Source organism: Acidiphilium sp. MT5, from assembly GCF_054767495.1.
On sequence record NZ_BAABMR010000003.1, the window covers coordinates 249323 to 275114 of the forward strand.

At 59.0% G+C, this 25792-nt stretch carries 26 protein-coding genes and 2 tRNA genes; 11 read left to right on the plus strand and 17 right to left on the minus strand.

Going from position 1 to position 25792, the window contains the following annotated elements; all coding sequences use genetic code 11:
- Positions 1-118: 118 nt before the first annotated feature.
- Positions 119-192, minus strand: a tRNA-Cys gene (locus ACYUCQ_RS05185).
- 167 nt (positions 193-359) lie between these two features.
- Here ACYUCQ_RS05185 and ACYUCQ_RS05190 point away from each other — a divergent pair.
- From ACYUCQ_RS05190 to ACYUCQ_RS05215, 6 genes are all read left to right on the plus strand, one after another.
- Positions 360-1040, plus strand: coding sequence for a protein-L-isoaspartate O-methyltransferase family protein (locus ACYUCQ_RS05190; protein ID WP_460253436.1), 681 nt, complete (start codon positions 360-362; stop codon positions 1038-1040).
- Entirely contained in the window at positions 1037-2620 is a 1584-nt protein-coding gene (locus tag ACYUCQ_RS05195) for a TolC family outer membrane protein (protein WP_460253437.1), read from the plus strand. Before ACYUCQ_RS05190 ends, ACYUCQ_RS05195 begins: the two co-directional genes overlap by 4 nt.
- Positions 2621-2623: 3 nt before the next feature.
- Positions 2624-3304: a DUF2497 domain-containing protein gene (locus tag ACYUCQ_RS05200; RefSeq protein ID WP_460253438.1), complete on the plus strand. Its 681-nt coding sequence runs from the start codon at positions 2624-2626 to the stop codon at positions 3302-3304.
- A 69-nt stretch (positions 3305-3373) separates the two neighbouring features.
- Positions 3374-6055, plus strand: a complete 2682-nt coding sequence (locus ACYUCQ_RS05205) for a valine--tRNA ligase (RefSeq protein ID WP_460253439.1) — start codon at positions 3374-3376, stop codon at positions 6053-6055.
- Between the two features lie 88 nt (positions 6056-6143).
- Complete coding sequence (locus ACYUCQ_RS05210; protein ID WP_460253440.1) at positions 6144-6617, plus strand: OsmC family protein; 474 nt, start codon at positions 6144-6146, stop codon at positions 6615-6617.
- A 277-nt stretch (positions 6618-6894) separates the two neighbouring features.
- On the plus strand, positions 6895-8952 hold the full coding sequence (locus ACYUCQ_RS05215; RefSeq protein ID WP_460253441.1) for a Hint domain-containing protein: 2058 nt from the start codon (positions 6895-6897) through the stop codon (positions 8950-8952).
- Between the two features lie 434 nt (positions 8953-9386).
- Here ACYUCQ_RS05215 and ACYUCQ_RS05220 read toward each other — a convergent pair whose 3' ends face one another.
- From ACYUCQ_RS05220 to ACYUCQ_RS05235, 4 genes are read right to left on the minus strand one after another with little or no spacing between them, the layout of a single operon-like run.
- The gene (locus ACYUCQ_RS05220; RefSeq protein ID WP_460253442.1) at positions 9387-10646 is read right to left on the minus strand and encodes a mannosyltransferase family protein; all 1260 of its coding nucleotides are present in this window, start codon (positions 10644-10646) and stop codon (positions 9387-9389) included.
- A 5-nt stretch (positions 10647-10651) separates the two neighbouring features.
- A complete protein-coding gene (locus ACYUCQ_RS05225) occupies positions 10652-11044 on the minus strand; it encodes a GtrA family protein (RefSeq protein ID WP_460253443.1) in 393 nt (130 codons plus the stop codon).
- Positions 11041-11778 carry a class I SAM-dependent methyltransferase gene (locus ACYUCQ_RS05230; protein ID WP_460253444.1) on the minus strand — a complete coding sequence of 246 codons (738 nt, stop codon included), beginning with the start codon at positions 11776-11778 and terminating at the stop codon, positions 11041-11043. Before ACYUCQ_RS05230 ends, ACYUCQ_RS05225 begins: the two co-directional genes overlap by 4 nt.
- The gene (locus ACYUCQ_RS05235; RefSeq protein ID WP_460253445.1) at positions 11768-12754 is read right to left on the minus strand and encodes a glycosyltransferase family 2 protein; all 987 of its coding nucleotides are present in this window, start codon (positions 12752-12754) and stop codon (positions 11768-11770) included. The genes ACYUCQ_RS05230 and ACYUCQ_RS05235 overlap by 11 nt, the downstream gene beginning before the upstream one ends.
- A 212-nt stretch (positions 12755-12966) precedes the next feature.
- Here ACYUCQ_RS05235 and ACYUCQ_RS05240 point away from each other — a divergent pair, with 212 nt between their 5' ends.
- From ACYUCQ_RS05240 to uppS, 3 genes are all read left to right on the plus strand, one after another.
- On the plus strand, positions 12967-13623 hold the full coding sequence (locus tag ACYUCQ_RS05240) for a hypothetical protein (protein WP_460253446.1): 657 nt from the start codon (positions 12967-12969) through the stop codon (positions 13621-13623).
- 299 nt (positions 13624-13922) lie between these two features.
- Positions 13923-14486 (plus strand): hypothetical protein, encoded by a 564-nt coding sequence (locus ACYUCQ_RS05245; protein WP_460253447.1) that lies wholly within the window; start codon positions 13923-13925, stop codon positions 14484-14486.
- 62 nt (positions 14487-14548) lie between these two features.
- Positions 14549-15397 carry a polyprenyl diphosphate synthase gene (gene uppS, locus ACYUCQ_RS05250; protein WP_460253448.1) on the plus strand — a complete coding sequence of 283 codons (849 nt, stop codon included), beginning with the start codon at positions 14549-14551 and terminating at the stop codon, positions 15395-15397.
- Here the strand turns inward: uppS and ACYUCQ_RS05255 are convergent.
- The 6 genes from ACYUCQ_RS05255 to ACYUCQ_RS05280 all read right to left on the minus strand — a co-directional run bounded on the left by ACYUCQ_RS05255 (position 15394) and on the right by ACYUCQ_RS05280 (position 19814).
- The gene (locus ACYUCQ_RS05255) at positions 15394-16017 is read right to left on the minus strand and encodes a VC0807 family protein (protein ID WP_460253449.1); all 624 of its coding nucleotides are present in this window, start codon (positions 16015-16017) and stop codon (positions 15394-15396) included. The two genes, uppS and ACYUCQ_RS05255, sit on opposite strands and share 4 nt — an antisense overlap.
- Positions 16011-16364, minus strand: a complete 354-nt coding sequence (locus ACYUCQ_RS05260; protein ID WP_460253450.1) for a winged helix-turn-helix domain-containing protein — start codon at positions 16362-16364, stop codon at positions 16011-16013. The genes ACYUCQ_RS05255 and ACYUCQ_RS05260 overlap by 7 nt, the downstream gene beginning before the upstream one ends.
- A gap of 3 nt (positions 16365-16367) precedes the next feature.
- Complete coding sequence (locus ACYUCQ_RS05265) at positions 16368-16928, minus strand: hypothetical protein (protein WP_460253451.1); 561 nt, start codon at positions 16926-16928, stop codon at positions 16368-16370.
- 74 nt (positions 16929-17002) lie between these two features.
- Complete coding sequence (locus ACYUCQ_RS05270) at positions 17003-17794, minus strand: ABC transporter permease (RefSeq protein WP_460253452.1); 792 nt, start codon at positions 17792-17794, stop codon at positions 17003-17005.
- A 27-nt stretch (positions 17795-17821) separates the two neighbouring features.
- The gene (locus ACYUCQ_RS05275) at positions 17822-18427 is read right to left on the minus strand and encodes an ABC transporter ATP-binding protein (RefSeq protein ID WP_460253453.1); all 606 of its coding nucleotides are present in this window, start codon (positions 18425-18427) and stop codon (positions 17822-17824) included.
- On the minus strand, positions 18420-19814 hold the full coding sequence (locus ACYUCQ_RS05280; RefSeq protein ID WP_460253454.1) for a dipeptidase: 1395 nt from the start codon (positions 19812-19814) through the stop codon (positions 18420-18422). The genes ACYUCQ_RS05275 and ACYUCQ_RS05280 overlap by 8 nt, the downstream gene beginning before the upstream one ends.
- A 41-nt stretch (positions 19815-19855) precedes the next feature.
- Between ACYUCQ_RS05280 and ACYUCQ_RS05285 the strand changes: the two genes are divergently transcribed.
- The gene (locus ACYUCQ_RS05285) at positions 19856-20371 is read left to right on the plus strand and encodes a GNAT family N-acetyltransferase (protein ID WP_460253455.1); all 516 of its coding nucleotides are present in this window, start codon (positions 19856-19858) and stop codon (positions 20369-20371) included.
- A gap of 6 nt (positions 20372-20377) precedes the next feature.
- Here the strand turns inward: ACYUCQ_RS05285 and ACYUCQ_RS05290 are convergent, their stop codons facing one another.
- Positions 20378-21025 (minus strand): LON peptidase substrate-binding domain-containing protein, encoded by a 648-nt coding sequence (locus ACYUCQ_RS05290; protein ID WP_460253456.1) that lies wholly within the window; start codon positions 21023-21025, stop codon positions 20378-20380.
- A gap of 11 nt (positions 21026-21036) precedes the next feature.
- On the minus strand, positions 21037-21963 hold the full coding sequence (locus tag ACYUCQ_RS05295; RefSeq protein ID WP_460253457.1) for a tetratricopeptide repeat protein: 927 nt from the start codon (positions 21961-21963) through the stop codon (positions 21037-21039).
- A 173-nt stretch (positions 21964-22136) separates the two neighbouring features.
- Here ACYUCQ_RS05295 and ACYUCQ_RS05300 point away from each other — a divergent pair.
- Positions 22137-22211, plus strand: a tRNA-Gly gene (locus ACYUCQ_RS05300).
- Positions 22212-22432: 221 nt separating this feature from the next.
- Here ACYUCQ_RS05300 and ACYUCQ_RS05305 read toward each other — a convergent pair.
- From ACYUCQ_RS05305 to ACYUCQ_RS05320, 4 genes are read right to left on the minus strand one after another with little or no spacing between them, the layout of a single operon-like run.
- The gene (locus tag ACYUCQ_RS05305; RefSeq protein WP_460253458.1) at positions 22433-23212 is read right to left on the minus strand and encodes an HNH endonuclease; all 780 of its coding nucleotides are present in this window, start codon (positions 23210-23212) and stop codon (positions 22433-22435) included.
- The gene (locus ACYUCQ_RS05310; protein ID WP_460253459.1) at positions 23209-23892 is read right to left on the minus strand and encodes an RNA ligase family protein; all 684 of its coding nucleotides are present in this window, start codon (positions 23890-23892) and stop codon (positions 23209-23211) included. The genes ACYUCQ_RS05305 and ACYUCQ_RS05310 overlap by 4 nt, the downstream gene beginning before the upstream one ends.
- Positions 23889-24398 (minus strand): hypothetical protein, encoded by a 510-nt coding sequence (locus ACYUCQ_RS05315; protein WP_460253460.1) that lies wholly within the window; start codon positions 24396-24398, stop codon positions 23889-23891. Before ACYUCQ_RS05315 ends, ACYUCQ_RS05310 begins: the two co-directional genes overlap by 4 nt.
- Positions 24395-25783, minus strand: a complete 1389-nt coding sequence (locus ACYUCQ_RS05320; RefSeq protein WP_460253461.1) for an AAA family ATPase — start codon at positions 25781-25783, stop codon at positions 24395-24397. The genes ACYUCQ_RS05315 and ACYUCQ_RS05320 overlap by 4 nt, the downstream gene beginning before the upstream one ends.
- Positions 25784-25792 lie beyond the last annotated feature (9 nt).

A 25792-nucleotide genomic window follows, 5' to 3' on the forward strand; every position in this document is an offset into this window, starting at 1 on the left:
CCTCGTTATTCTGATTTGCCCGCCAAACTATGCCGATCACCCAACTGGCGCAATGCACCCTATTAGCCCAAAACAGGGCAGGGGAGACCGAAAAATCGAGGGACGGGGCGCAATAATATGGAGGTCCGGGCCGGAATCGAACCGGCATACACGGATTTGCAGTCCGCTGCATCACCACTCTGCCACCGGACCATCGGGGCCAGCGCGCTTATCAAGCCATGCGGGGCGTGCGGTCAAGAGCGTGATCGTCATTTCCGCCCCCAACCGCTTTACCGTGGCTTTACACTCCCTCTATAAGCCTAGCTCCAGCGCACCATCGGGCGGGCGCAAAAAACGGTGCGAAAGAATGAGGCGGTGGCATGACTGAGCAAAAAACCGATTTCACGACAGCGCGAACCCTGATGGTCGATCGCCAAATCCGGCCCAACGACATTGTCGAGCCGCGTCTGATCGCCGCCTTCCGCGCCATCCCGCGCGAAGATTTTCTGCCCGCTCCGCTCGCCTCCCGCGCCTATATCGATGCCGATATTCCGCTCCCCGAGGGCCGCGCGCTGCTCGCCCCGCTCACCATCGGTCGCCTGCTGCGCGCCTGCGCCCCGCAACCCGGCCTCGCCGTGCTCGTCATCGGCGCCGGCACCGGCTACACGGCTTCCCTGCTCGCCCAATGCGGCTGCCGCGTCACCGCCCTGGAATCGAGCGCCGCCCTGCACGCCATCGCCGCTCCCGCCCTCGCCAAACATGCCCCCGCCGTCCGGCTGCTCTCCGGCGATCTCGCCGATGGCGACCCCGCCTGTGGTGGCCAAGATGGCGCGCCCTATGACCGCATCATCCTCGAAGGCCAGGTGGCAACCCTGCCCGAATCGCTCGCCGCCCAACTCAGCGCCACGGGACGCCTGATCACCATCCTGCGCGTGCGCGGCCTCGGTCGCGTCATCATCGCCGAAGCCGTCACCGGTGGCGGCTTCGCCCACCGCACCATCGCCGATTGCGCAGCCCCGTTCCTGCCCGGCTTTACCCCCAAGGCGGAGTTCGTATTTTGATCAAATCTCGCTCCACCCTCAGCATCACCGCCCTGCTTCTGGCAATCGCGACGGTCACGCCCGCCCGCGCAGACGCCCATTCAGCCACCACGCCACCAGCAAGCCCCACCACCCTGGCCCAAGCGCTCGCGCAAGCCTACGCCAACAACCCCACCTTGCAGGAACAACGCGCCAATCTGCGCGCCACCGATGAAAACGTCCCCGCCGCCCTCGCCGGCTGGCGCCCCACCGTCACCATCCAAGGCACCGTCGGGCGCATCACCGGCACCAGCAGCGAGGCGCTGCCCAGCACTCAATTCAATTTTCAAACCGGGTTGCCGCAAACGGTCCTCAACCACATCAAACTCCCGCAATCGCGCAACGAAGTCATCGGCCAGCTCACCGTCACCCAACCGATCTACACTGGCGGTTCCACCCTCGCCAAAACCCATGAGGCGAAAAACAACGTCTATTCCGCCCGCGCCCAGCTCTACGCGACCGAGGAAACGGTCTTCACCAACGTCGTCCAAGCCTATGTCGCCGTCATCACCGACCGTCAGCTTCTCGCGCTCGATTTGAACAATCTCGCGGTCCTGCGCCAGCAGCGCCACGCGGTGCAAGATCAGTTCAATGTCGGCGAATTGACCGAAACCTCCGTCGCCCAGGCCGAAGCCTCGGTCGCCCAGGCGCACGCCACCGTCGAAATCGCGCGCGGTGATTTGCACATCGCCAACGAGAATTTCCGCCGCTATGTCGGCGCCTATCCCGCGAAAAATCTGGTCCCGCCGCAACCGCTCGCCCTGCCGGTCGGCTCCAAAGCCCAAGCCGCCAAAGAAGCCGCCCGCAACAACCCCAACGTCGTGGTCGCCGTGTTCGCCCAAGCCGCCGCCAAAGACGCGGTCGATGTCGCCATCGCCGCCCTCGCGCCGCAGCTCTCAGTCTCCGCCTCCGCTTTTGATGAAAACAACCCCAGCGGCCCGCACACCGCCTCCACCGGCGGCCAGGTGCTCGCCAACCTCACCGTGCCGCTCTATCAAGGCGGCACCGAATACGCCGCCATCCGCCAAGCGCGGGACAAGGTGCAAGCCGCCTTCGCCGCCCTGATCGATGCCCAGCGCACCTCCGTCGCCCAAGCCACCCAGTCCTGGGAGGCGTTGCGCGCCTCGCAAGCCGCCGTCCGCAGCTCCCAAGCGCAAATCCGCGCCGACGCCATCGCCCTCGATGGCACCGAACGCCAGGAAATCGTCGGCACCCGCACCACGCTTGATGTTTTGAATGCACAACAAGCATTATTGAACGCCCAGACGCAACAAATTCAGAATATCGGCAACGTCGTCACCAGCTCATACGGCATTCTCGCCGCCATCGGTCGCCTCACCGCCACCGATTTAGGCTTGCCAGTTCATCACTATGATGATCTAAAATATTATCGTGCAGTCAAAGAGGCATTGTTTGGTAACGGTAATTTGGCCTATCATGATGTCGGGATTGCACCCAATGGCGATTTATTGCCCCATTCCGTGCCTACCAATCCGGCCCCGATGCCCAGCGTACCGGAGCCAACAATGTCAAAGCCGTCCGCGTCCGCCCCAAGGAGTTGATCGATGACCGTGTCCACACCGACCACCAGCGCCGATCCGTCAATGGACGAAATCCTCGCCTCCATCCGGCGGATGCTGAAGGAGGACGATCAAACCAGCGCGGGTAAATCATCGTCCCCCGCGCTCGATGCCAGCGCACCGCCCAGCCCCGAGCTTGGCAACGTGATCGCGCTCGACACCTCAATGCTCGACCCCACCGCCGCGCAACCAGTCATGGCCGAACCCGCGCCCGAACCGGCCCCCACACCGGCTCCCGCCCCCGTCGAACCGCCCGCCGTGGCGAAAGTCGCAGATTTCCAAGTCCCCTCGTTCGAGGCGTTCCAAACCACCGAACCCGCGAAACCCGCCGAACCAGCCCCCAGTGCCGAGCCAGCCCAATCCGGCCCGATCGGCGATGACGCCCAGCAAGCCGCCTTCTCCAGCACCCCGGATATCGACGTGCCGAGTGGCATCATTGGCGAGCAAACCGCGCGCGAAGCCAGCCGCCATATCGGCTCGCTGGTCCGCACCCTGCACGGCCAGCGCCGCGTCGCCATCTCCCGGGGCGGCCCCACCATCGAAGACATCGTCCGCGAAGAACTTCGCCCGATGCTCAAATCCTGGCTCGATGCCAATCTCTCCAGCATCGTCGAGCGCGTCGTCCGCGCCGAAATCGATCGCCTGATCGACCCGTCGGATCGTTAATCGCTGCCAACGGCCTGCCTTGCGTCATGCTCGCTCCTAATATTTTCTCTCTTCACGTAAAGTAGGCCGATGCTCGATAAAAATTACGACCCAGCCAGCTTCGAGGCGCGCCTCTACGCGCTCTGGGAACAATCCGGCGCCTTCGCCGCCGACCCGACGCGCGACGCCGCCCCGTTCACCATCATGATCCCGCCGCCCAACGTCACCGGCAGCCTACATGTCGGCCACGCGCTGGATATGACCATGCAAGACGTGCTGATCCGCTGGCGGCGCATGCAGGGCCGCGATGCACTCTGGCAGCCCGGCACCGATCACGCCGGCATCGCCACCCAACTCATGGTCGAACGCGCTTTGATCGCCGAAGGCAAAACCCGCCTGGGCATTGGTCGTGAAGCCTTCCTGAAGCGGGTGTGGGACTGGAAAGCCGAACAAGGCGGCGCCATCACCGGCCAGCTCCGCCGCCTCGGCGCCTCGCCGGACTGGGCGCGCGAACGCTTCACCATGGATGCAGGCCTGTCGCGCGCCGTCACCCGCGTGTTCACCATGCTCCATCGCGATGGGCTGATCTATCGCGCCAAACGCCTGGTCAATTGGGACCCGCATTTCGCCACCGCCGTCTCCGATCTCGAAGTCGATATGCGCGAAATCAAAGGCAACCTCTGGTATCTGCGCTACCCAATCGCCTCCGGCGGCAGCATCATCGTCGCCACCACCCGCCCCGAAACCATGCTCGGTGACACCGCCATCGCGGTCCACCCCGAGGATGAACGCTACCAAGCCCTGATCGGCCAATCGGTGATCCTGCCGATCACCGGTCGCGCCATCCCGATCATCGCCGATGCCCATTCCGACCCCACCAAAGGCAGCGGCGCGGTCAAAATCACCCCCGCCCATGATTTCAACGATTTCGCGGTCGGCCAGCGCCACGCACTGCCCACCCCCACCATCATCGATCGCGCCGGCCGCATCGCGCTCGGCGAAATCCGCACCCTGTGCCAGCCCGCCGACGCGGCCTTCCTCGACTCGCTTGAAGGCATGGATCGCTTCGCCGCTCGCAAAGCCATCATCGCCCATCTCGATGCCATCGGCGCGCTCGAAAAAACCGAGCCGCACACCCATGCCGTCCCCCATGGCGAACGCTCCGGCGTGCCCATCGAGCCGATGCTCACCGAGCAATGGTATTGCGACGCCGCAACCCTCGCCAAACCCGCCATCGAAGCGGTCGAATCCGGTCGCATCCAATTCACCCCGAAACAATGGGAAAACACCTACTTCGCCTGGATGCGCAACATCGAGCCTTGGTGCATCTCGCGCCAGCTCTGGTGGGGCCATCGCATCCCCGCCTGGTATGGCCCTGATGGCCATATTTTCGTCGCCGAAACCGCCGACGCCGCCCATGCGGACGCTGCCGTCCATTACGGCGCCGCCACCGCACTCCGCCAAGACGAGGACGTGCTGGATACCTGGTTCTCCTCCGCCCTCTGGCCATTCTCCACCCTCGGCTGGCCCGATCAAACGCCCGAACTCGCCCGCTATTATCCCGGCGACGTGCTGGTCACCGGCTTTGACATCATCTTCTTCTGGGTCGCCCGGATGATCATGATGGGGCTTTACGTTATGCATGACGTACCGTTCCGCACCGTCCTCATGCACGGCCTCGTCCGCGACGAACGCGGCCAGAAAATGAGCAAAACCAAGGGCAACGTCATCAACCCGCTCACCCTGATCGACACCTACGGCACCGATGCCCTGCGCTACACCGTCATCGTCCAAAGCGGCGGCGGGCGTGACATCAAGCTCGGCCCAGCCCTGGTCGAGACCAATCGCAGCTTCATCACCAAAATCTGGAACGCCGCCCGCTTCTGCGAAATGAATGGCTGCACGCCCAACCCTGGCTTCCAGCCAACCGACGCCAAACTCCCGCTCTCGCTGTGGATTCTCGACGCCGCCAACAACGCCATCACCGAAGCCACCCAAGCCCTCGAAAATTGCCGCCTCGGTGACTACGCCCAAATCGCCTACCGCTTCGTCTGGGGCGATTTCTGCGATTGGTTCCTCGAACTCGCCAAACCCGCCCTCGCGCCGGATCAAGCCACCAGCCCCGAAGCCGCCGAACTGCGCGCCGTCGCCGCCTCCGTGCTCGGCCAATTGCTCCGCCTGCTGCACCCGCTGATCCCCTTCGTCACCGAAGCCCTGTGGGATGATTTCGGCTACGGCGCGCCCGGCAGCCTGATTACCGCGCCCTGGCCCACCCCAGAACCCATCGCCAACGCGCAAGCCGCCCGCGCCGAACTCACCTGGGTCATCCGCCTCATCTCGGAAATCCGCGCCGTGCGCAGCGAAATGAACGTCCCCGCCGCCAGCCGCATTCCGCTCCTACTCCGCGATGCCAGCCCCACCAGCCTCGCCCGGAGCCAAACCTGGCACAGCACCATCGCCCGCCTCGCGCGCATCACCACCATCGAACCGCTCGTGGGTGACATGCCGCATGGCGCCGCCCAAGCCATCCTCGATGAAACCACCCTGATCCTCCCGCTCGCCGATCTGATCGACCTCGCCGCCGAGCGCACCCGCCTGCAAACCACCCGCGCCAAAACCCAAGCCGAGATCGACAAAATCACCACCAAACTCGCCAACCAAGATTTCCGCGCCCGCGCCCCCGAAGCCATCATCGCCGAAAATGAAGACCGCCTGACCACCGCCCAATCCGAACTCTCCCGCCTCGACGCCGCCCTGGCCCGCATCGCCTAACCAAACCCAAACCGGGTCAAACCACCAGAGTCTGCTAACAGGATCATAACGCGCCGATCGCCGCATCAACCCCATCAGGAGCGCGCGCATGGACAAACAGCATCACTACCAAGTCCGCGTGGTCTGGACCGGCAATCAGGGCACCGGCACCAGCCGCTATCAGGCCTATGAGCGCACGCACGACATTATCGCCCCAGGCAAACCCACCATCCCCGGCTCCGCCGACCCCGCCTTTCGCGGCGATCCCACCCGCTGGAACCCCGAATACCTGCTACTCGCCTCCCTCGCCGCCTGCCACAAACTCTGGTATCTCAGCCTCTGCGCGCAAGCGGGCGTTATCGTCACCGCCTATGAAGACAACGCCGAAGCCCTAATGATCGAACACCCCAACGGTGCCGGCGAATTCCGCGCGGTCACACTCCGCCCCCACATCACCATCACCGCCGCGTCAAACCCCACCACCGCCCAAACCCTCCACCACCAAGCCCACGCCATGTGCTTCATCGCCCGCTCGGTTAATTTCCCAATCCATCACCAACCAACCATCATCGTCGCGCCATAACCAAGCAATAACGGTCCGATTGATCCTGCTTATCGCCACCGCCAAGCCCGTCCGGCAGCGCATCGCACCGCACCGCATCAGTCTCTCACGCTCGTCATCATGATCCATAAAGACAAGAGACGATAATAAATCGATATCAAAACAAAAAAATAATTTGATAAAATCTGGCGATCATGCGACTACCGAATGCGTTCATTGATTTGTGTGCAACGAGGCTGTCGTAAGGCAAAAAATGCTTCAATCACGTTTATGCGCTCCCGGCATCACCAATACCAAAATGACGTTCGCCGATGCCCCGCTCACGGCGCCGTCGGTTTCGTCCACTTTGTTGCCTGCGGGCTATCTCAGCACGGATGGCAATCAGATTATCGATGCTGCAGGCGTGGATGTGCGGATCGCGAGCGTCGGGTGGAACCAGAATTTCACCAACATTCCCGCCACCGTCGCCGCCATCGCCGCGTCGGGGTTCAACACCATCCGCGTCTCCTGGGACGATGCCGATCTCCATAACAACACGGGCTTTGATCTCCAGCGCCTCCAAGCCATCGTCGCTGCCGCCGGTGCTGACGGGCTGAAAGTCATCATCGATCACCATAACGACGAAGGCTTCACCAACCCTGCTGACGGCTACGGCGCCCAACAGAAAAACGGCCTCTGGTACGATCTCGGCCCCGGCACCAACAATACCAACGGCGCGGGCGTCGCCGGCACCGTCACGCAAGCCAGCTTCCAGGCCGACTGGGTCACCATCGCTCAGGCCTTCGCCGGTAATTCCACTGTCATCGGCTTCGATCTCGACAACGAACCGACCTCCGTTGGCAACGTCACCTGGGGGCCGTACGGCCCGAATGGCGGCTATGGCCCTACCGATATTCATGCTATGTACCAAAATGTCGGCGATGCGATCCAGGCGGTCGATCCCGGTGCGCTCATCATCTGCGAAGGACCGCAGAATTATGGTGGCGACTTCGCCGGCACCGGCACCGCCCCGGAAGGCGACCTCAGCGTCGCGGGCGCAGACCCCGTCGTGCTCACCGAGGCGAACAAGGTCGTTTACTCCGTCCACGAATACCCCACCGAAATCTCCGGCATCACCACCGATACCGGACCCGCCGCCGTCACCCGCATGAACCAGGCCTGGGGCTATCTCGAAACCACCAACATCGCGCCCGTCTGGATTGGTGAAATGGGGTCAAGCATGATCAGCGCCAATTCCCAGGTCTGGGCCGCGACCATGATCGCCTACATGAACGGGCAGGACGGCGCACAGGGCGGCCCCACCTTCACCGCCAAGCAGCAGCCGGTCGCTGGCGATTGGTGGGTCTGGGGCAATTTCCCCGGCGAATCGCCCGATGGCACGACCAATGCCAACGGCAGCTTGAACGCGGCCCAGGAGGCGGTCTGGAGCCAGCTCCTCCCGATCAATTGTTTCGCGCAGGGAACCCGCATCCTCACCACCCGTGGCGAAATCCCCGTTGAACAACTCCGCACCGGCGATTCCCTCATCCTCCACACCGGCGGCACCGCCCCCATCCAATGGATCGGCCACCGCTCTCTTTCACTCCTCCGCCATCCACACCCGGCGCAAGTAAACCCCATCCGCATTGCCGCGAACGCCCTGATGGATGGAATCCCCCGCCGCGACCTTTTTCTCTCCCCTGACCACGCCCTCTATCTCAACGGCGCCCTGATCCCGGCAAAAGCCCTCCTCAACGGCTCAACCATCCGCCAAGAATCCCGCCGCACCATCACCTACTACCACATCGAACTTCCCCACCACGCCGTGCTCTACGCCGAGGGCACCCCCGCCGAAAGCTACCTCGAAACCGGCAACCGAAGTGCCTTTGAAAATGGCGGCGGCGGAGCGATTACCCTCCATCCCGATTTCGCACAAACCCTCCGCGAACAAACCAGCTGCGCCCCCTTCGCCGAATCCGGCCCCATCGTCGAGCAAACCCGCACCCAAATCCTCGCCCGCACCCACCAACCCCTCACCAACGACCCAGCCCTAACCCTCCAACCCAACCCAGACGGGAGCGTCACCATTCGCTCGCGGCACGCCATCCCCGGTTATTTCTCGCCTGACCCGCGCGACCAACGCACCCTCGGCGTCAAAATCCTCTCGCTCCACGCCGGGAGCCGCAAAATCCCGCTCGATCACCCGCTCCTCACCGAAGGCTGGCACGGCGTGGAACCCGATGGCCGCTGGACCAACGGGAGCGGACTAATCCCCGCCGCCCTCGCAAAACACGGCCCCATCACCCTCAAACTCGCCGCCACCCTAGCCTACCCAACCCAACAACCCACCCAACCCCCCACCCAACACCGCGCCTAATCATTCTCCCCTTTCGCACCCCCCCGGCTCCTGTGCCATGTTAGCGAAATGGAGCAGGTCACTAACCCCCCCCCGCACAGAGTCTCGCCGACCGCTTCACCGCGATCACGCACATGCTCCGCAAAACCCTCGGCGCCCCCGACTATGCCCGCTTCGATCTGACCCTTAAATGGGCCATCTGACACCGCAGCAACAATTATCTTTTCGATCAAGCAATGAGTCCGGGCTGTAATACGAAAACGGGCTTGTGTGCGGAGCATAAAAAAACTCATTTCTTGCGCTCACTTTAGGTGACAAGCGCTCAATCACGACCGCTTCTTTGACCATCGCCGATGGTTTATCGGCAATGTTCGGAAAAAGTCTACTCTTTCTTTCTAACCGCCCTCCCGTATGCGGCTCCATAATTCCATCGGATCTTACTAAAGACCACTGTTTTATATAACCATATAACCACTCCATACGAGGGCTATTTCCGAACAAGCAAGCGCGCACGAAAATCCCAACAAAATTTCTGAAGTATATTTGAATCTGAATCTCCTTGAGCCTAAAAATAAAAAAATAATTAGCGCAGGGTATAATATTCGAATTCCGTTCTCAAAACCGTTATATGTCGATCCATTGAACCACATATAGCCTATCAAGACAAATATGCCAGTATGAAATAAAATATGATTTTCTATAAATCTATTTTTTATTTGCTTGTATAAAATATAAAATAATAATAATACCGCAACTACATCAATATCATCTTGATACAAATGTTCGAGAATAAAGTAAAAATATTGAGTCCCGAAAATTGGGGCGGAAGACAATTTTAATAGGGTCGAAATTGTTTGGTAAAACGGAAATGCATACCATATTGGGAGAACCATCAAAGTGATATGAATAATTAGACTTTCACTTCGGAGAGCGGATTCGGGGAACTCCCAAGCCTTTTGTGCTAAGACGAAGAGAAGTGGATTGCCAAAACGCCATGAAAGATAGGTCATGAAGAGTAATAGCCCAAAGACCGACAATAATCCAAAGCCAATCAATCTTGGAACTTGACGCCAATCGAGCGAGTTACGCATCCACCTCAGGCTTTGGTCGAGGCAAAGTCCGCACGCCACGAAGACTGCTCCAGGGCCAGCTGTCGTGCCCAGGCCACACCAGAACGCAGAACGCATAAATCTGCCATCGACATACGCAATCATTGATTGAATAACACATAGATTTATTAGTCCAGTGGCATAGCCCATAAAGTAAAAACATGTTGCTGGCCAAAACGCGTAAAACGCCGTTGCGCGTAGCGCTGTTTGGTTGTCGCATAGAACGCGTTGGGCGAGACGGTCAAACGATCTGATCGACCAGAGTCCGAAAACAATGCCGGGCGCGATAGTTGTAAGCCATCCATGCGTCCCGAGTGCCCTCATAAATACCCGTTCGATAAGTGGGTACAAGGGAAAAAAGGCAACATTTTGGTATCGGGCTGGTAGTGTGCCGATGGTCGCGTTCCAGTGATATCCGTGTTCGGCGATATCGCGGTACCAAAGCCCGTCCCAAGTCAGCAAATGTTGCGGTAAGCCAGGTCCGTATTCTAATTTTCCAGGTGGAAAATAGGCGCCTATGGTAATGCCAATAACAAAAATAAAAAAGACGCCTAAATAAATCGGCAATAAACGCAAGAAAGTAGATTCGATATTTTTCGGTATCATATTATTCATATCTCCAATTGTGACCCCGTGAAAACAAATTGCCTACATCCTAGAAACATAGCTATGGAATATACACAAATTCCTAATAATTGATCCAAATAACGATTGGAGTTGAAGTAAAAATTAATTATCAAAACCGCACTGATATTAAGACAGTAACACACAATCGCTACAAAAGTATACTTGGAGAACAAGGTTGGCAGCTCTTGGGAGTTATTGAACGTCCAGACACGATGTAGGGTAAAACCAAAAATTAATCCAATAATATAACCTGTTAGATTCGAAATTAAGATTCCAGTGTCGAAGAAAAACATGAGTCCATATATGATTATCAGGCCGACTAGCGTGTTCGCGACCCCAACCACCCCAAAGCGAATCAATTGAACGAATAATTTCATCTAGCGCCGTTATATGCAGTCATGCGATATTGCGCCCCGAGAACAAGCCAGCCAAGGTGTCGTTCCAGTGGTCGCAAGGATCGGAGTATTGAGGGGAAAAAAAGGCGATAATCTGTGTCGGCGTCATACCAACCGCTACTGGATGCGCGATGACGCATTGTTCTCCCTGAAATGAGTTTTGCATTAACGTCGAAAGGGCACGTATTAACGGCATGGACAGTGAGCGGATTAAGAGGATTGTGCTCGTAGATCGCCAATAGACCACCAGGACGCGTAACGCGGCGCAGTTCGCTCAACCAGTGATGATGTTGCTGATGGGGAATATGGTGAAATACGCAGGCAGAAAAAATAATGTCCTGGCTGGCGGTTGGCAGGTGAATATTCTTGTCCACAAGGAAATACTTCTCCCGTCCGACAAAACGTGTTTGAGCGATCTCAATGCTTCGCGCAGAGACATCACAACAAGAAATCATACTTTCTGCAAAATATTTTCGGAAATAAGGAACTGAATTCCCGATCCCGCAACCGAAATCTAGGATATTTTTTTTGTTGAGAGATTTGCTGCACACTAGTGCGGCGAGGTCTGCGATCTTATATTCAGCAAAATATTCGGGCTCTTCACCAGTGATTGCGATATTCTTTTTATGGTCTTGATAATACGTATCGGCCAGGAGGTCGAATTCGGCCCGTAGGGCTTGCCCGTCAACCTCTACGCTAGGAATTTCATTTTTCACGGGGCGCTCCAGAAGAGAACGAAGGAAAGCTTGTATTTATTGTCGATGATGAAACAATCTCTTGAATGATATACAGTGGGCGATTTTTTGATTCTATATATAGTCTTCCCAGATACTCACCCATAACTCCGACGATGAGCATTTGAACGCTACCGATAGCGAGCACAATGACAGCAAGGGAGGTCCAGCCCCGAATAGTATGGCCGGTGAAATGCCTAACTAAAACATATATCAAGAGCAACAAAGTTGCCGCGCTAAATGCAATGCCTGAGTATGCTGCTATACGCAGAGGACGGGTCGAAAAGCCCGTAATTGCGTCAATTGACAGGCGGATCATTTTTGATAGCGGATAATGTCCCCGCCCCGCGAAGCGACCGGCACGCTCGTAAGGTAGGGGCTCCTGACGTAAGCCGATCCAACTTACCATGCCCCGAATAAACCTATGGTGCTCCGGCATACTATTAAGAATATCTACGGCTCGTCGACTCATCAGCCTGAAATCTCCAGCATCGGCGGGTATCTCAATATCCACCATACGCCGGAGCACCTTATAGAAAATGGTGGCGCTCGTCCTTTTGAAAAGAGATTCGCATTGTCTTTCGGTGCGCACGCCGTACACAATGTCGCAACCATCATCCATGCGAGCCATCATGTCCGGCAAAAGGTCCGGTGGGTCTTGTAAGTCAGCGTCCAAGAGGAACGCACGTTCACCCCGGCAAATCTTTAGCCCTGCCGTAATGGCGAGTTGCTGACCGTAATTACGCGACAAGTTTATAGCAACTACCTGTTTGTCTTGTTGGGCGATATCCCTCATCGCGACCCAAGTCAGATCCTTTGAGCCATCATTCACAAAAACCAACTCGTATGATTCGTTAACGCACGCGCGACAGATGGCGGTTAGGCGTCGATGAAGCTCGTGAATCCCTGCGTACTCGTTAAAAAAGGGAACTACAACCGATAGTTTGATTGAAATCAAATTACCCCCATTTAATTTTCACAGCATGTAATACCAGCCAACAATGCGGGCCGTCAATTGCATCATTAACTAGCCCGTAGGGCGGGGTGCGCCTGAGCACCCCCATCTCGCAACCACCGTACGCCCTCGTGAAAAATCAACCAATCTCGCGCACAACGCCATCACTCATTTTCCCCTTTCGCACCCCCCGGCTCCTGTGCCATGTTAGCGAAATGGAGCAGGTCACTAACCCCCTCGCGCTTTGTCTCGCCGACCGCTTCACCACCATTGCGCGCATGCTCCGCAAAACCCTCGGCGCCCCCGACTATGCCCGCTTCGATCTTTCGCTCAAGTGGGCCATCTGGCACCGTATTTCGTTCCTCTCCCGCCGTTTTCGCTCGCTCTCCTGCAATCCCCGCCCCATCCGCGCGCGCAAACCCCAGCCCAAAGCGCAAACCGCGCCCGAACCCGCAGAAGCACCAGCGCCAACTCCCATAACCGGCGCAAAGAGCAAACTACCGGGGCAAAATGGCTGGTTGCTGCAAACATTCCCCGGCCATCACATCCCCTATGTCCGTGGTCACCTAATCCGCTTCCTCGAAGACCCTGGCTTGTCGCTCCTCCACGGCGAAAACCCAAGCATCGGTCGCGTGCTGCGCCCAATCTGCCACATGCTCGCGATTCCGCTCCCTGATTACCTCAAATTACCGCGCAAACCGCGCCAGCCCCGCACCAAATCGGAGCAAAAACCATCGCGGCGGAGCAAAAAACCAGAGCCAACGCTCTACGAATATTTTCTCCAAAAATACCCGCCGCCACCCCCACGCCCCACACTCCCCGGCCATATCTACGCGCCACCCTCCCGCGCAAAAATCAACTTCGAGCGCTAGGCGGAGAGTCGTGCCCAAATCGTTCCGGATAAAAAACAAAAATCGACAACGCACAAACCTATTGAGCCAGGGGCGTGGCAATCAATCATTGCGCGCCCCGCGCATTGGCGGTACATAAACTGGTCAGATTAATTCCGGTCGTAGATTTTTGATGTGATCTAGGTCTCATCCAATCCGCGATATTGCTGGTAACGCAATTTAGACATGAACGGGTTTTATGAGACGAAGCTGTGATGAAGCGGTTGCCAGAGTTGACAATGAGACGGTATGCGGAGCCTAAACCGCGTCAAGGAGCGTCAGTGAGCATGCGGACCATCGAGAGTAACCATATCGAGACCAACCACAATATCATCCCCTTCGCCCGGCAAACCCGCGCGCTGGACCTTGACGCGCTGGTGGATGTGGAGCCGGATATCATGCTGGCTGATAGCCTCGCCGAGCAGTTCGGCCTCGAACCGTTGCCGTTCGATCTAATCGACCGCAGCGAACGCGAAACCCGGATCAAAATCGCCGAATCCGACCAATCAGACCTGCCCGCCTTTCACGCGCAATTGCAGGCGATGAGCGAACGCGCCTTCGCCACCGCCATCGCCGCCTGCCACCAAGCCCGCCGGGCCGATCAACAGGCCGCCCGCCTGCGCGCCGCCGCCACCGCCGCCGCCGCCAAGCGCGCACCCAATCAGCACGCCCCCAATCAGCACGCCCTTGATGCCATCGCGACCCAAGCCGAAGCCCGCGCCGCCATCGCAACACTCGACGCCCTCGCCGAAGCCCACCACGCCCGCGGGGTCGATGCCGCCGTGTCGCTCAAGCTACTCGGTGTCGATCATAGCCCCATGTTCGGCCTGGTCGAGATTTTCTGAACCACGCCCCTCTTTTTGCGCCGATATTGTATCGGCCCCGGTGATTGGGGCAGAACAGCCTAATGTCGGCTCCACCACCAACGCCCCCGATCGAACCCGCGCCACCGCGCCGCCCCGGTCGATTTCTCCCTGACCTCGCGTGGCGACTGGTCTATGGCCTCTATGAGCGCCAGCTTGAGCGCCAAGTCCGCGCCCAGCCGATGCCCGGCCATATTGGCATCATCCTCGATGGCAACCGCCGCCACGCCCGCGAAACCGGCCTGCGTGACCCGGACCTGATCTATCAGCGCGGCGCGGCTAAGCTCGATGACATTTTGGCCTGGAGCGTGGATCTCGGCGTGCGCCGGGTCACGCTCTGGGTTTTTTCTCCCGATAATCTGCGCCGTTCAGACGCGGAGATCGGCGGCATTTTCGGCGCGGTCGAATCCAAAATGCGCGCACTCGCCGCCGATCCGCATATTCATCGTCGCGGCGTTCACATCGCCGCCATGGGCCGGCGTGATTTGCTGCCCCCCGCCTTGCTCGATGCGATCGACAAAGCCGAAGCCGCCACGCGCGGCAATGATCAAATCGCCGTCACCCTGGCCATCGGCTATGGTGGCCGCGAAGAAATCGCCGATGCTGGCCGCGCCTTCCTGCTCGATTGCGCCCATCGCGGATTATCCACCGCCGAAGCCGCCGCCCAATTCACCCAAGAGGCCATCGGGCGCCATCTCTACCGCGCCGACATGCCCGACCCCGATTTGATCATCCGAACTAGCGGCGAAATTCGCCTGTCCGGCTTCATGCTCTGGCAAAGCGTGCATAGCGAACTCTATTTCTGCGACGTTAATTGGCCCATGCTCCGCCGCATCGATTACCTGCGCGCCATCCGCGCCTTCCAACGCCGCGACCGCCGCTTTGGTAGCTAATGTTGGCGGCGACGGTAGCGCCCATACCAGAAGGACCAGAGGCCGAGTGCGCCAAAGGTGCCATAGCTGAGAAACGGGCTCACCAGCAGATAATGGCGGATCGACAGGCGATAGACCAGAATGATCGAGAGTGCGGCGGAGGCGAGTAGGCCGAAACCCCAAACAAGCGTCATCAGTCGCATGGTGGCGCGGAATCCAGCATGGACCTGCAAGGCGGCGAATTCATCGGCTTGCTCGTGCGAGCGGCGGGCCATGGTGGCGCGGGCGAAGGTGAAAATGAGCGGCTTGTCGATCACGACGGAACCCAGAAAAACGATGGCGACCAAGCCCGAGACGAGATTTTCGCGCAGCTGTAGGAATCGCACCGAACCACCGCCGATAAAGGCGAGGAGCGAGAGAATGATGCCGGTAATGACCATGATGGAAATGGCATCGACGCGACGTTTGCGGGCAAACTCGATCATGCTCCACAGGATTGGCGGCAGAGAGGAGGCCATCAATGCATGCACATCATCGAGCGACGGTTTGGTTTCAACATAAATAAGGTAAGGGAGCAGTATATTGACCAAGATCTCGATCAATAGACTCACGCCGCGCAGGCGATCGGATTGCTTCAGCATGGCGCCTCACTTGCCTGTTGGTCGGGAGTTGGTTCATCGATGGCCGTGCCATCAATGATGGCACGCAAATAGCCGGTATGGCGCTGGAGGGCGGCGCGGCCGGTTGGGGTGATGCTGATGCGGGTGCGGGGTTTTTTGCCGTTGAAATCTTTACTGATGGCGATGTAGCCCGCATGCTCCAGCGTATTCAGATGGGTGGCCAGATTACCGTCGCTTGCTTGAACAATGGCACGTAGGCGGATGAATTCGAGCATTTCCGGCGCGGGCAAGGCAGCCAGGGCCGCCATAATTTTCAGACGGATGATTTGGTGAATGATCTCATCCGGCGGTCCTGCAAAATCTGCCATGGGTCACGCGCTCCGGAACCAGAGTCCAACCAGCAGTAGGCACGCAGCGTCGAAGAACAACACAATGATTTTGAGCGGCGGCGGCAAGAGCCAAAGGCCTAATGCGGTAAGCAAAGCTAAAGCGACTCCAAGTTGAGTATAACGGCGGCCATATTTCAAGCCGGTGACGGCATAGGCGGCAGCGACAATGAGAATGAACAGGGCGGCGATCGTCGTTGCGCTGTGAATGTCAAAGACATTGACAATGAGATTGACCAGGAGAATCAGGGCGGCACTTGGGACGGCGGTGAACAGCGCAATCCTGCCCCAGCCAAGTTTATGCCCAGATTGCCAGCGCATTATCACGCCGCTGAAACCAATCATGATCAGGATCAGCGCCAGCCAAAGTTTATTCGACTGGGACGGGGACAGAGCTGAGGTGCCCGTATAGCCAATGGCCCAGGTAACTCCCCACCCGATAATGTAGGGAGCGGCTTTGCGATAGCCTCGACGCGTTTGGCTTTCCTGGTTGGCCGTTGCGATGGCGGCGAGAGATTGTTCGGCGTCTTGCGGCGAGATGTTCATGATGTGCTCCTTTAGGTGCGACACCATAGACACAAATCACTTTGCTTTACAAAGTAATTTTGTGAGCAAAAAGGTCAGGAGAGAAAATCAACCCGGAGCCTTTCGCGCGCATCGGTCAGGCGGGCCATCGCGAAATAGGCACTGCCAACAGCGGCGATGCCATTCGCACCGGCAAGGAGAAACATCAGCAGGATTTGGTATTTGACCGCCTCAATCGGCGAAAGCCCCGCCAGAATTTGCCCGGTCATGATACCGGGGAGCGTCACGATCCCGGCGGCTGACATCACATTGATCACCGGCAGAATGCCCCGGCGCACCGCCGTGCGGATCAGCGGTTTGGTCGCGTCGCGAAACCGCACACCAAGGGCCAATTGCGCCTCAATCGCGGCCCGCTCGCGCAGAACCCCCGAGAGCAGCGCATCGAGCGAGAGGGATGCGGCGTTGAGCGCATTACCAAGCATAATGCCGGCGAGGGGAATGGCGTAGCGTGCCGAGAACCACGGATGCGGGCGCAGCGCCGTCGCGAGCGCGAAAGTCGCGGTCACAAAAGTCGCCAAAGCAACGGCGGAGAGCCCGGCGATTTGATTACCATAGCGGGCCAGTTTTTTCTCCGGTCGCGCCGCAACTTCCCGCCCGGCAATCGCGACCATCAGCAAGATCAGTCCCAGGGTCAGCACTGGGGTATCGATCCGAAACACGAAGCGGAGCAAATAACCGACCAGCAGCAACTGCACCGTGCAGCGGATCGCCGCGACAATCAATTGCCGGTGCAACCGCAAGCCAAGCTGGATCGACACCACGGCGTCGATCAGGACCAGCGAAGCCGCGATCAGCAAATCAAGCGGTGTGAGTAAAATCGGGTTCATAATGATAGCTCCAGAGCGCCAGCGCGATCAGGGGGTGATCGGGGTCAGGCGGCCCGCGTCAAGATGCCAGCGTTCCGCGCCGAGGCGGCCCGCTTGATCGGTATCATGCGTCACCAGGATCAGAATCAGGCCCTGGCGCAGCCGCTCGGCCAGCACCGATTCAACGAGCGTGGTGCTGTGCGGGTCGAGCGCGCCGGTCGGTTCATCAAGCAGCAGAACCGCTGGCTGATTGAGCAGCGTGCGGATCAAAGCCAGGCGCATGCGCTCGCCGGTGGAGAGCCGATGCACCGGCTGATCGAGTAACGCGGGAGCGAGCGCCAAAGCCGGCATCAGAATTTCGGCCTGTTCGCGGTGCGGAAAATGCGCGCTGGCTTGCTCGTGCCACCAGCCCGGTTCGGCAGCGAGATAGGCAACCCGCCGCCGCCAAACCGGCGCCGGTTGGCTCGCACGGTCGATGCCGTTGAGCCGCACCGTGCCCTGATGCGGATCAAGATCAGCGATCATGCGAAGCAAAACCGATTTGCCCGCACCAGAGGGGCCGGTGATCGCCATGGCGGTTCCGGGGGGGAGAGAAAAATTGAACGGCCCGCCAGCAGCGCCGGTGAGGTTGATCACGTGCAGCCCCTCAGTCACCGGCGAAGGCTGCCAGCATCCGAGCCTCGGCACGCATGCCGCGATGAAAGCAGCGCATCTCGAATTTTTCGTTCGGCGAGTGAATACAATCATCATCAAGGCCAAACCCAACGAGCAGGGTGCGCAGGCCGAGTTGACGTTCAAAGGCCTCAACCACCGGGATCGAAGCCCCACAGCCCGCGAGCACTGGCGGAACCCCGAATTCGGCCTCCAGCGCATGACGGGCAGCGCGGACATAGGGAGCATCGATGGGCACCATCAGCCCGGCTGATGCGCCAAACACGGTGAATTCTGCGCGGGCATCGGGCAGCAAGCGGGCATTGACGAATTGTTTGAATCCTTCGATCACCTGGGCCGGGTCTTGACCGGGCACCAGCCGGAAGGTGAGTTTGGCACCCGCTTGAGCCGGGATCACGGTTTTGCTCCCCGCCCCCTGGTAGCCCCCGAAAATCCCGTTGATTTCCGCCGTCGGGCGCGCCCAATTTTGCTCCAGCACCGACAAGCCGCGCTCGCCGCTGGCCTGGGTGAGGCCGATCGCGTTCAGCCACGCCGCCTCATCAAAGCCGGTGCGGCGCCATGAATCCAGCATATCAGCGGGTATTTCGGTGATGCTATCGTAAAAGCCGGGGATGCGAATATGGCCATGCTCATCGAACAGCTCGCCGAGCACATGGGTCAGCGCCCGAATCGGGTTGAGGGCCGGGCCGCCGAACAAACCCGAATGTAAATCGCGGTTGGGGCCATGGAGCGTCAATTCAATCGCGGCAAGACCGCGCAGCGAGGTGGTGATCGCCGGGGTGTCGATATTCCACATATTAGTATCCGCGACCAAGACGAAATCGGCAGCGAGATTATGCCGTTCGGCATGCAGCATGGCGTCCAGCGACGGGCTACCACATTCTTCCTCGCCTTCGAGCAAAACGGTGAGGTTAACCGGCAGCTTGCCAGTGGTGTTCAAGGTGGCGCGGATCGCTTCGAGCACCATCATCACCTGGCCCTTATCATCAACGGCGCCACGTGCGACCACGCGTGGGCCATGGGGGCCATCCACCAGTTGCGGATCGAACGGGTCCGCATGCCAAAGCTCGAACGGGTCAGCGGGTTGCACGTCATAATGGCCATACCACAATACGCGCGGCGCGTTGGCGCCGGCGTGATGATGGGTCGCGATCACGCCGGGCAAGCCTTCGGTGGGCGATAGCCGCGCCTCAAAGCCGAGTCCCGCGAGTTGATCGCATAAAAATTGCGCGGCGCGCAGGCAGTCGGGCTTATGCGCGGGCTGAGCACTGATCGAAGGGATACGCAGGAGCTCGAACCAACGGGCGCGCGCGTCATCGAGGTTTGCATCGATCGTCGCGAGGACAGCCTCGATTGAGGATTCGCTCATCTTTTCGCTCCTTGCTATTTGATCTGTTCGATAACAAGCTCATGGATGTCAGGAAAGCTCTGATGACTGATTTGGTGCTCCGCGCGCGTGAAAAAAGCGATGCCGCCGCGATTGCGGCTTTAATGAACTTACCCGGTGTGCAGTTCGGCACGCTGCGAACCCCATTTATCAGCACCGCCTTCGTCGAAAGCTGGGGCACCGAGCCGACCTTCAAAACAATCCTCGCCGAGCGCGACTCTGAGGTGATTGGACTTGCGATCCTGATGCCGGGGCGCGAGCGAACCGCGCATGCGGCCTCGTTGGTCATATTCGTGCATGACAATCATGTTGGCACGGGGGTTGGCTCTGCGCTGATGACCGCGTTGCTGGATGTGGCGGATCGGTGGCTTGGGCTGAAGCGAGTCGCGCTCACTGTCAATGCCGATAATGCGCGCGCGATTGCACTTTATCGGAAATTTGGCTTTGAGATTGAGGGCCGGTTGCGCGGTGATGTGTTTCGCGATGGCCAATTCATCGATAGTCTGGCGATGGCGCGGCTTCGTTTTGACGGCGTTTGAAGGCGATTACATGCGTGGTTGATGCGCGTTGATTTCAAGCAAGGCGAGCAACACTTCGGCGCGGGCGTTGATGTCCTCGGCTTCAAGGAGGGCTTGCTTTTCGGGTGGGCTGAATGGGCAGGCCATCGCGAGGGTGATCAGTAAATCTTCGTCCGACATCGCATGGATGGCTTCCCAGTTCGCATCGATATCGACGGCGGCGAAATAGGGCTGCAAGGCCGCGATGATCGGCGCGCGATCGATCAGGTCTTGCCGGTCCTCTACCGGGAGCAAATCATCGGCGAACCCGCCAAACTCGGCGCGAATGCGCCGGTAGCCGTTTTTCAGGGGCAATTCATCAATGACAGTGAAGCGGATCATGCCGGTAAGGGTGATCAGATAGCGGCCATCATCGGTTTCGCTAAAGGCGGAGAGGCGGCCAAGACAGCCAATGCGATAAAGGCCCGGACCATTGCTGACGGCGGGTTTTTTCGGATCGGACTGGATCATGCCGAACATCCGGCCCGCCCCCAGCGCATCATCCACCATCGCGAGGTAGCGCGGCTCGAAAATATTCAGCGGCAAACGCCCGCGCGGCAGCAGCAACGCGCCATTCAGCGGGAATACCGGGAAAATTTCGGGGAGTTCAATCGCGACGGCTTCATCATCAGTCATGCCAGATACGATCAGCTAAACAGCAATGTTGATAGTTTGCGCCGGGCCGCAATGGTCACCGGGTCTTCCAGGCCCCAGCTTTCGAAGAGCTTGAGCAGTTGCAATCGTGCGGCACCGTCATTCCAGCCACGCTGTTTGCGCAGAATGGTCAGCAGAGCCTCGGCGGCGGCTTCGCGCTCGCCGGCGGCGTTCAGAGCGCTAGCGAGTTCGTATCGCGCTTCGTGATCGTTCGGGTCGGCGGTGAGGCGCTGTTCGAGCGCCTGACGCGCGCCGATGGCGGCCTGACCTTCGCGGGCGAGCGCCAAGGCGGAACGCGCGCCGGTGATTTCGGCGTGATCGGCCAATTTGGCTGGAACCCGGCCCAGCGCGTGCTCGGCGGCGGCCTGATCGCCCATCCCAAGAAAGCTTCGAGCGAGGCCGGCCCAGGCTTCGGGTTTCTCGGAATCTTCTTCAAGGGCCGCCTCGAACAGGCCAGCCGCCTGTTCAAAATCACCCGCCTCGAAGGCAGTTTTGGCTTCGGTGATCAGATCGGCAGCCGGGGCGGCGGTGCCGGCCAATTTCATCAACGTCTCGACAAAACGGCGGACCTCGCTCTCCGGCAGCGCGCCCTGAAATAGATCGGCAATCTGGCCCTGCCAAAACGCGGCGACGGTGGGAATCGATTGCATCGGCAAGCCCAGCCCGGCGAGCTGCTCGACCAAAGCACGATTGCGATCAACATCGATTTTAACCAGCCGCACCTTGCCACCGGCGGCGCGGACGACTTTTTCCAGCGTGGGGGTGAGGGTTTTGCAGGGGCCGCACCAGCTGGCCCAGAAATCCACCAGGACCGGCATACGGCGCGAGGCCTCGATCACATCCTTGATGAAGGTGGTTTGATCGCCATCCATAATGACGCCAGTATTGGCCGGGGCGCTATTGGTATCGAGCAGTTCCATGAGAAAAATCCAATCTCGTTGACCGGGAGATGATGCGCAAACCCCAGAACGCAAGGGCAAGCGCGCGCGCACGACCCCCCGGCGGTGGGCTGGCAGAGTTGCACCTGAAATAAGCGATGATCCCCCCGCTTGCAATCGCGCGCGGGTCGCAGTATGCCGCTCTCACGCACCGAGCGGGCGTAGCTCAGGGGTAGAGCACAACCTTGCCAAGGTTGGGGTCGTGGGTTCGAATCCCATCGCCCGCTCCAGATTTTCCCAAGGAAATCAGTGGTTTAAGAGCGGTCCTTTGGGACCCACTCTGCTTACAGTGTCCTTTTCAGGCTCTCGTGTAAGCACTTTGTAAGCATTCAAAGGAAAATCGCCGGATAGGGAATCGTAATTTAGGCGGGGTTTCTGGCCGATTCTAAAAGTCATACGCTGGTGAACGACCCGTCTTGTCGGCGCTAAGCTTTGGTCGGCAAAGCCGTGCTTATTGCCCCGTTTGAAATTTTTCGGCTCGGGCTCGCTCTCGATGGCGAGTAAGCCGTCGGCGGTGATTATCGGTTAAGGCTATTGGGGTGCTCCAGCGAAGTTCTGCGCGCGCTTGATCGCTGAGGTCCGGCGAAAATTCGGGTTCTCCATGGTCGTTAAACGTCACGAGCGCACGGTCGAATGCGGCGTCCCAGAGGGCTGAGAGGAGGAGGCCATTGTGGACGTCGAGGCGTTCGGCGTCGGTTTCGCATTCAGCCCACGGGATGATGTGCGAGGCGCGCAGAAGTGCTGGGTCGGTGATGCCCGTGAGGGGGCAGCGACCGCCCCAATAAGCCATCAGGGCTTGACGGAACACATCCTGGCCGACGCGCTGGATCACGAGCCGCTCAGCCTCGGTGGTCCGAGGCAGGTTTTCTGCGACCACCTCGAACCGCATGAGCGGTGCGTTCGGCAAGCTGACCGAGAGGCGGTAGGCGCGATCGAGGGCTGCGTAGAGAGGTGGCAGTGTGTCGAAGACGAATATCGCCGCCCCCGGCCCGGTGGCGAGCGCGGTCTCAGCCGCCCCGATCTCCGCCGCGACCTCCGCACGGTCGAGCGCGAGGAGCCAGGGCCCGGTTGGCGAAGCCCCGGCAATCCAGACATCGCCTTGGGCGGTGGTGGAACCGAAGCGCAACCAGCCATTTTCTCCGCCGCGCGGCAGCCGAAAGCCGTTATCTGCGGCGGCTTTCTGCGCTTCGGTGCGAATGATGAAGCTTGGCGGGTCTTCGGGCGCAATCATGCGTGCGCTAAGGCGTTCCATTCGATGCGGCGGCTGCGCCAGTGTTCCCCGATCGCCTGTGTGAAGTCCGGCCGCACCAGCTTGGCGCGCTGTTCGAGGAACGCTGGGCCCTCCCGCCGGACGATCACGCCCTCCAACGGCGTGGTGCCGAACCGGCTGGTGTCGGCCATGACCAGCGACTTCAGCTCGGCCAGCGTCATTCGCCGCCGCGCAAGCACCGGCGCGACCGCAAGGTCCAGCGCCGCCGCCCAGGCATCGCGACGCTGCGTGCTCCAAAACTTTCCGGCTGTCCGATCATAAATGTCGAAGGCGACGAACCAGTCCGGCAGATGATCATAGACGACGGAATGGCGGGCGGCGCACCACTCGCCGAACAGGATCAGCGTGTTTCCGAGTAGCGGGGCCAAGTCGTTTTCATGGCAAGCTATCCAGGCAGCCGCTCTGGAAAATTGCCCGAGGAAGGGCGGGATCAGGTATTCACCACGGTTCTGCAGGCGCAGCTGGCCGGAGGGATCACCCGACACGCCAAGGTTGGCACCATCGAGCTTCTCCTCCACGATGACTTCTCCTGCTAGCAGTGAGTTGGCCTCCGTCGGCGCTAGCACCTTGTCATCCCGCGGCTTGCCAGTATCGAGCCAGGCGAGATGTGGGGTATGTGGAAACCGGAAGAAGTCCGTCATGGCTTAGACTTGTTGGCCCGGAAACGCTTGATGTCGTCATGGCACAAGAAATCCACCGTGATAGAGTGACGTTTTAGAGCGCTTGCCAAACCGAGCCATTTTGAGTCCGCCGCTTGCAGAATTGGCGGCTCTTCAGGGTGTGCACTTGCGACCGCAACGAATTTGCGATCGGGCGGGTCGAACTTTTCGAGATCTCGGTCGTCGGGAAAGGTCACGAAAGCCCGGTCGGCGTGGTCCTCCAATTTAACACACTCCACCCGAAGCGTATTCGCGTTGTTCTGCAAGGCCCATTTCACAAAGGCATCACCGGGGCGATTGCCGTTTTTTGGAGTCGTTTTATTCTGATATTCTAAAAGGATACGGAAGCAATCATCCAGTGCGAGCCGCCCTTGCTGCATGACCGCCTGTAATCTTTCAGCGCAGTTTACAACGCATTGGTCGGAGACATCCTGATGCTGGCCATTGGCAACTAGGACGACGTTGGTATCCACAACCACGATACTCATTTAGAATTCTCTTTCTGGCGGCGCCGCGCGGCGGCAACGGTGCGGGCGGTAAGGTCTGCCATTTCATCGCCGAAAAAATTCTCCGGCCAATTCTCGATATCGCCGAATTTGTTGAGCCGTAGCGGCTGTAATTCAGTGCTGGCACCTTTGCGGCGCGCAAAATAGATAGAAACATCTTCCGGCTTAATCGTTTCCTCGGCAATCCGGCGTTGGAGCCTGTTGAGAAAATGCTCTGAGTGGCTTTCAACAATCAACTGAACATGGCGCGGTTTGCCGGCTTCACGCGCTTGCACTGCGGAAATGAACACGTCAGCAAGCTCGGCCTGAACGCGCGGATGTAAATGTATCTCTGGTTGTTCCATCCACACTGTCGAACCAGCAGGACAATAAAATGCCTGCACCAATGCGGGTAGAACTTGCGAAACCCCAAAACCGACGTCTGTGAGTTTTACTTCAGGTGCGCTTGCCTGGGTTGTTAGAAGCACTTCATATTCCTTGCGCCCCTCTGCCACCGGCCGGACGGTAAAGCTGCTTATAATTCCCAAATCCTTCAGCCACGAGGCGATGAATTCCGCAAACCCCATAAGCGGTTTCCTCGGGCCTCGATTAAGCTTTGTTTTCTCACCTTCCGCCGCTAAAATCGCAGCGATGGCATGTTCGCCGCGTTGTCCAACATCATCCGGCGTGTCACCGGACCATTGATACATCCGCGCGGGAGGCTGGCGCAGTGGTCCAAGATACGAAATGCTGCGCAGCATGGCTTCGGTTTCCAGTGCGAAATCGGCCATGAAATCCGCGTTCTGAAACCGGGCGATGCTCCGTTCTGAAAGGCGGTAAAATTTTTCAGGTTCTTCCAACGGCCAGGCACGTCCCTGCGCTTTCACCAAGGTAAGATGTAACGCGGTCAATTCAAACTTACCACCGCTCACGCCTGAAACCTCGGCGCTCAATACCTCATTGCTGCCGGATTTGAGGCGATATTGAACAGATTTCGTTCTGGGTTGACCAGTTTTTGAGTCGGCGGCAAGGCTTGCATGAAGTGCCAAGACGTCACCTGAATAGAGCTGCTTGAGCTTCACCGCGTCGCGGATTTCCAGAGACTTGGGTAACTTCCATTCGAGATCAAAGTCCAGAATTTTCGAAACATCATGCCCGTGAATACAGTCGGCGAAGGTCCCGAGATCGATCAACGTGGTTGGATCACCGAGGTTGAGCGCGCGGCGACGGTCACTGGACAAGGCGGTCTGTTTCAGTGCGAGCAGCAAGTGGCCGAGACTGCTTTTGCCCGCGCTGTTGGCGCCAAAAATGACTGTCAGCGGCGCGAGACGAATCGTGCCGGTGTCGCCCCAAGATTTGAAATTCTGAATGCGGAGGGATGTGAGCATGGGAGAAAT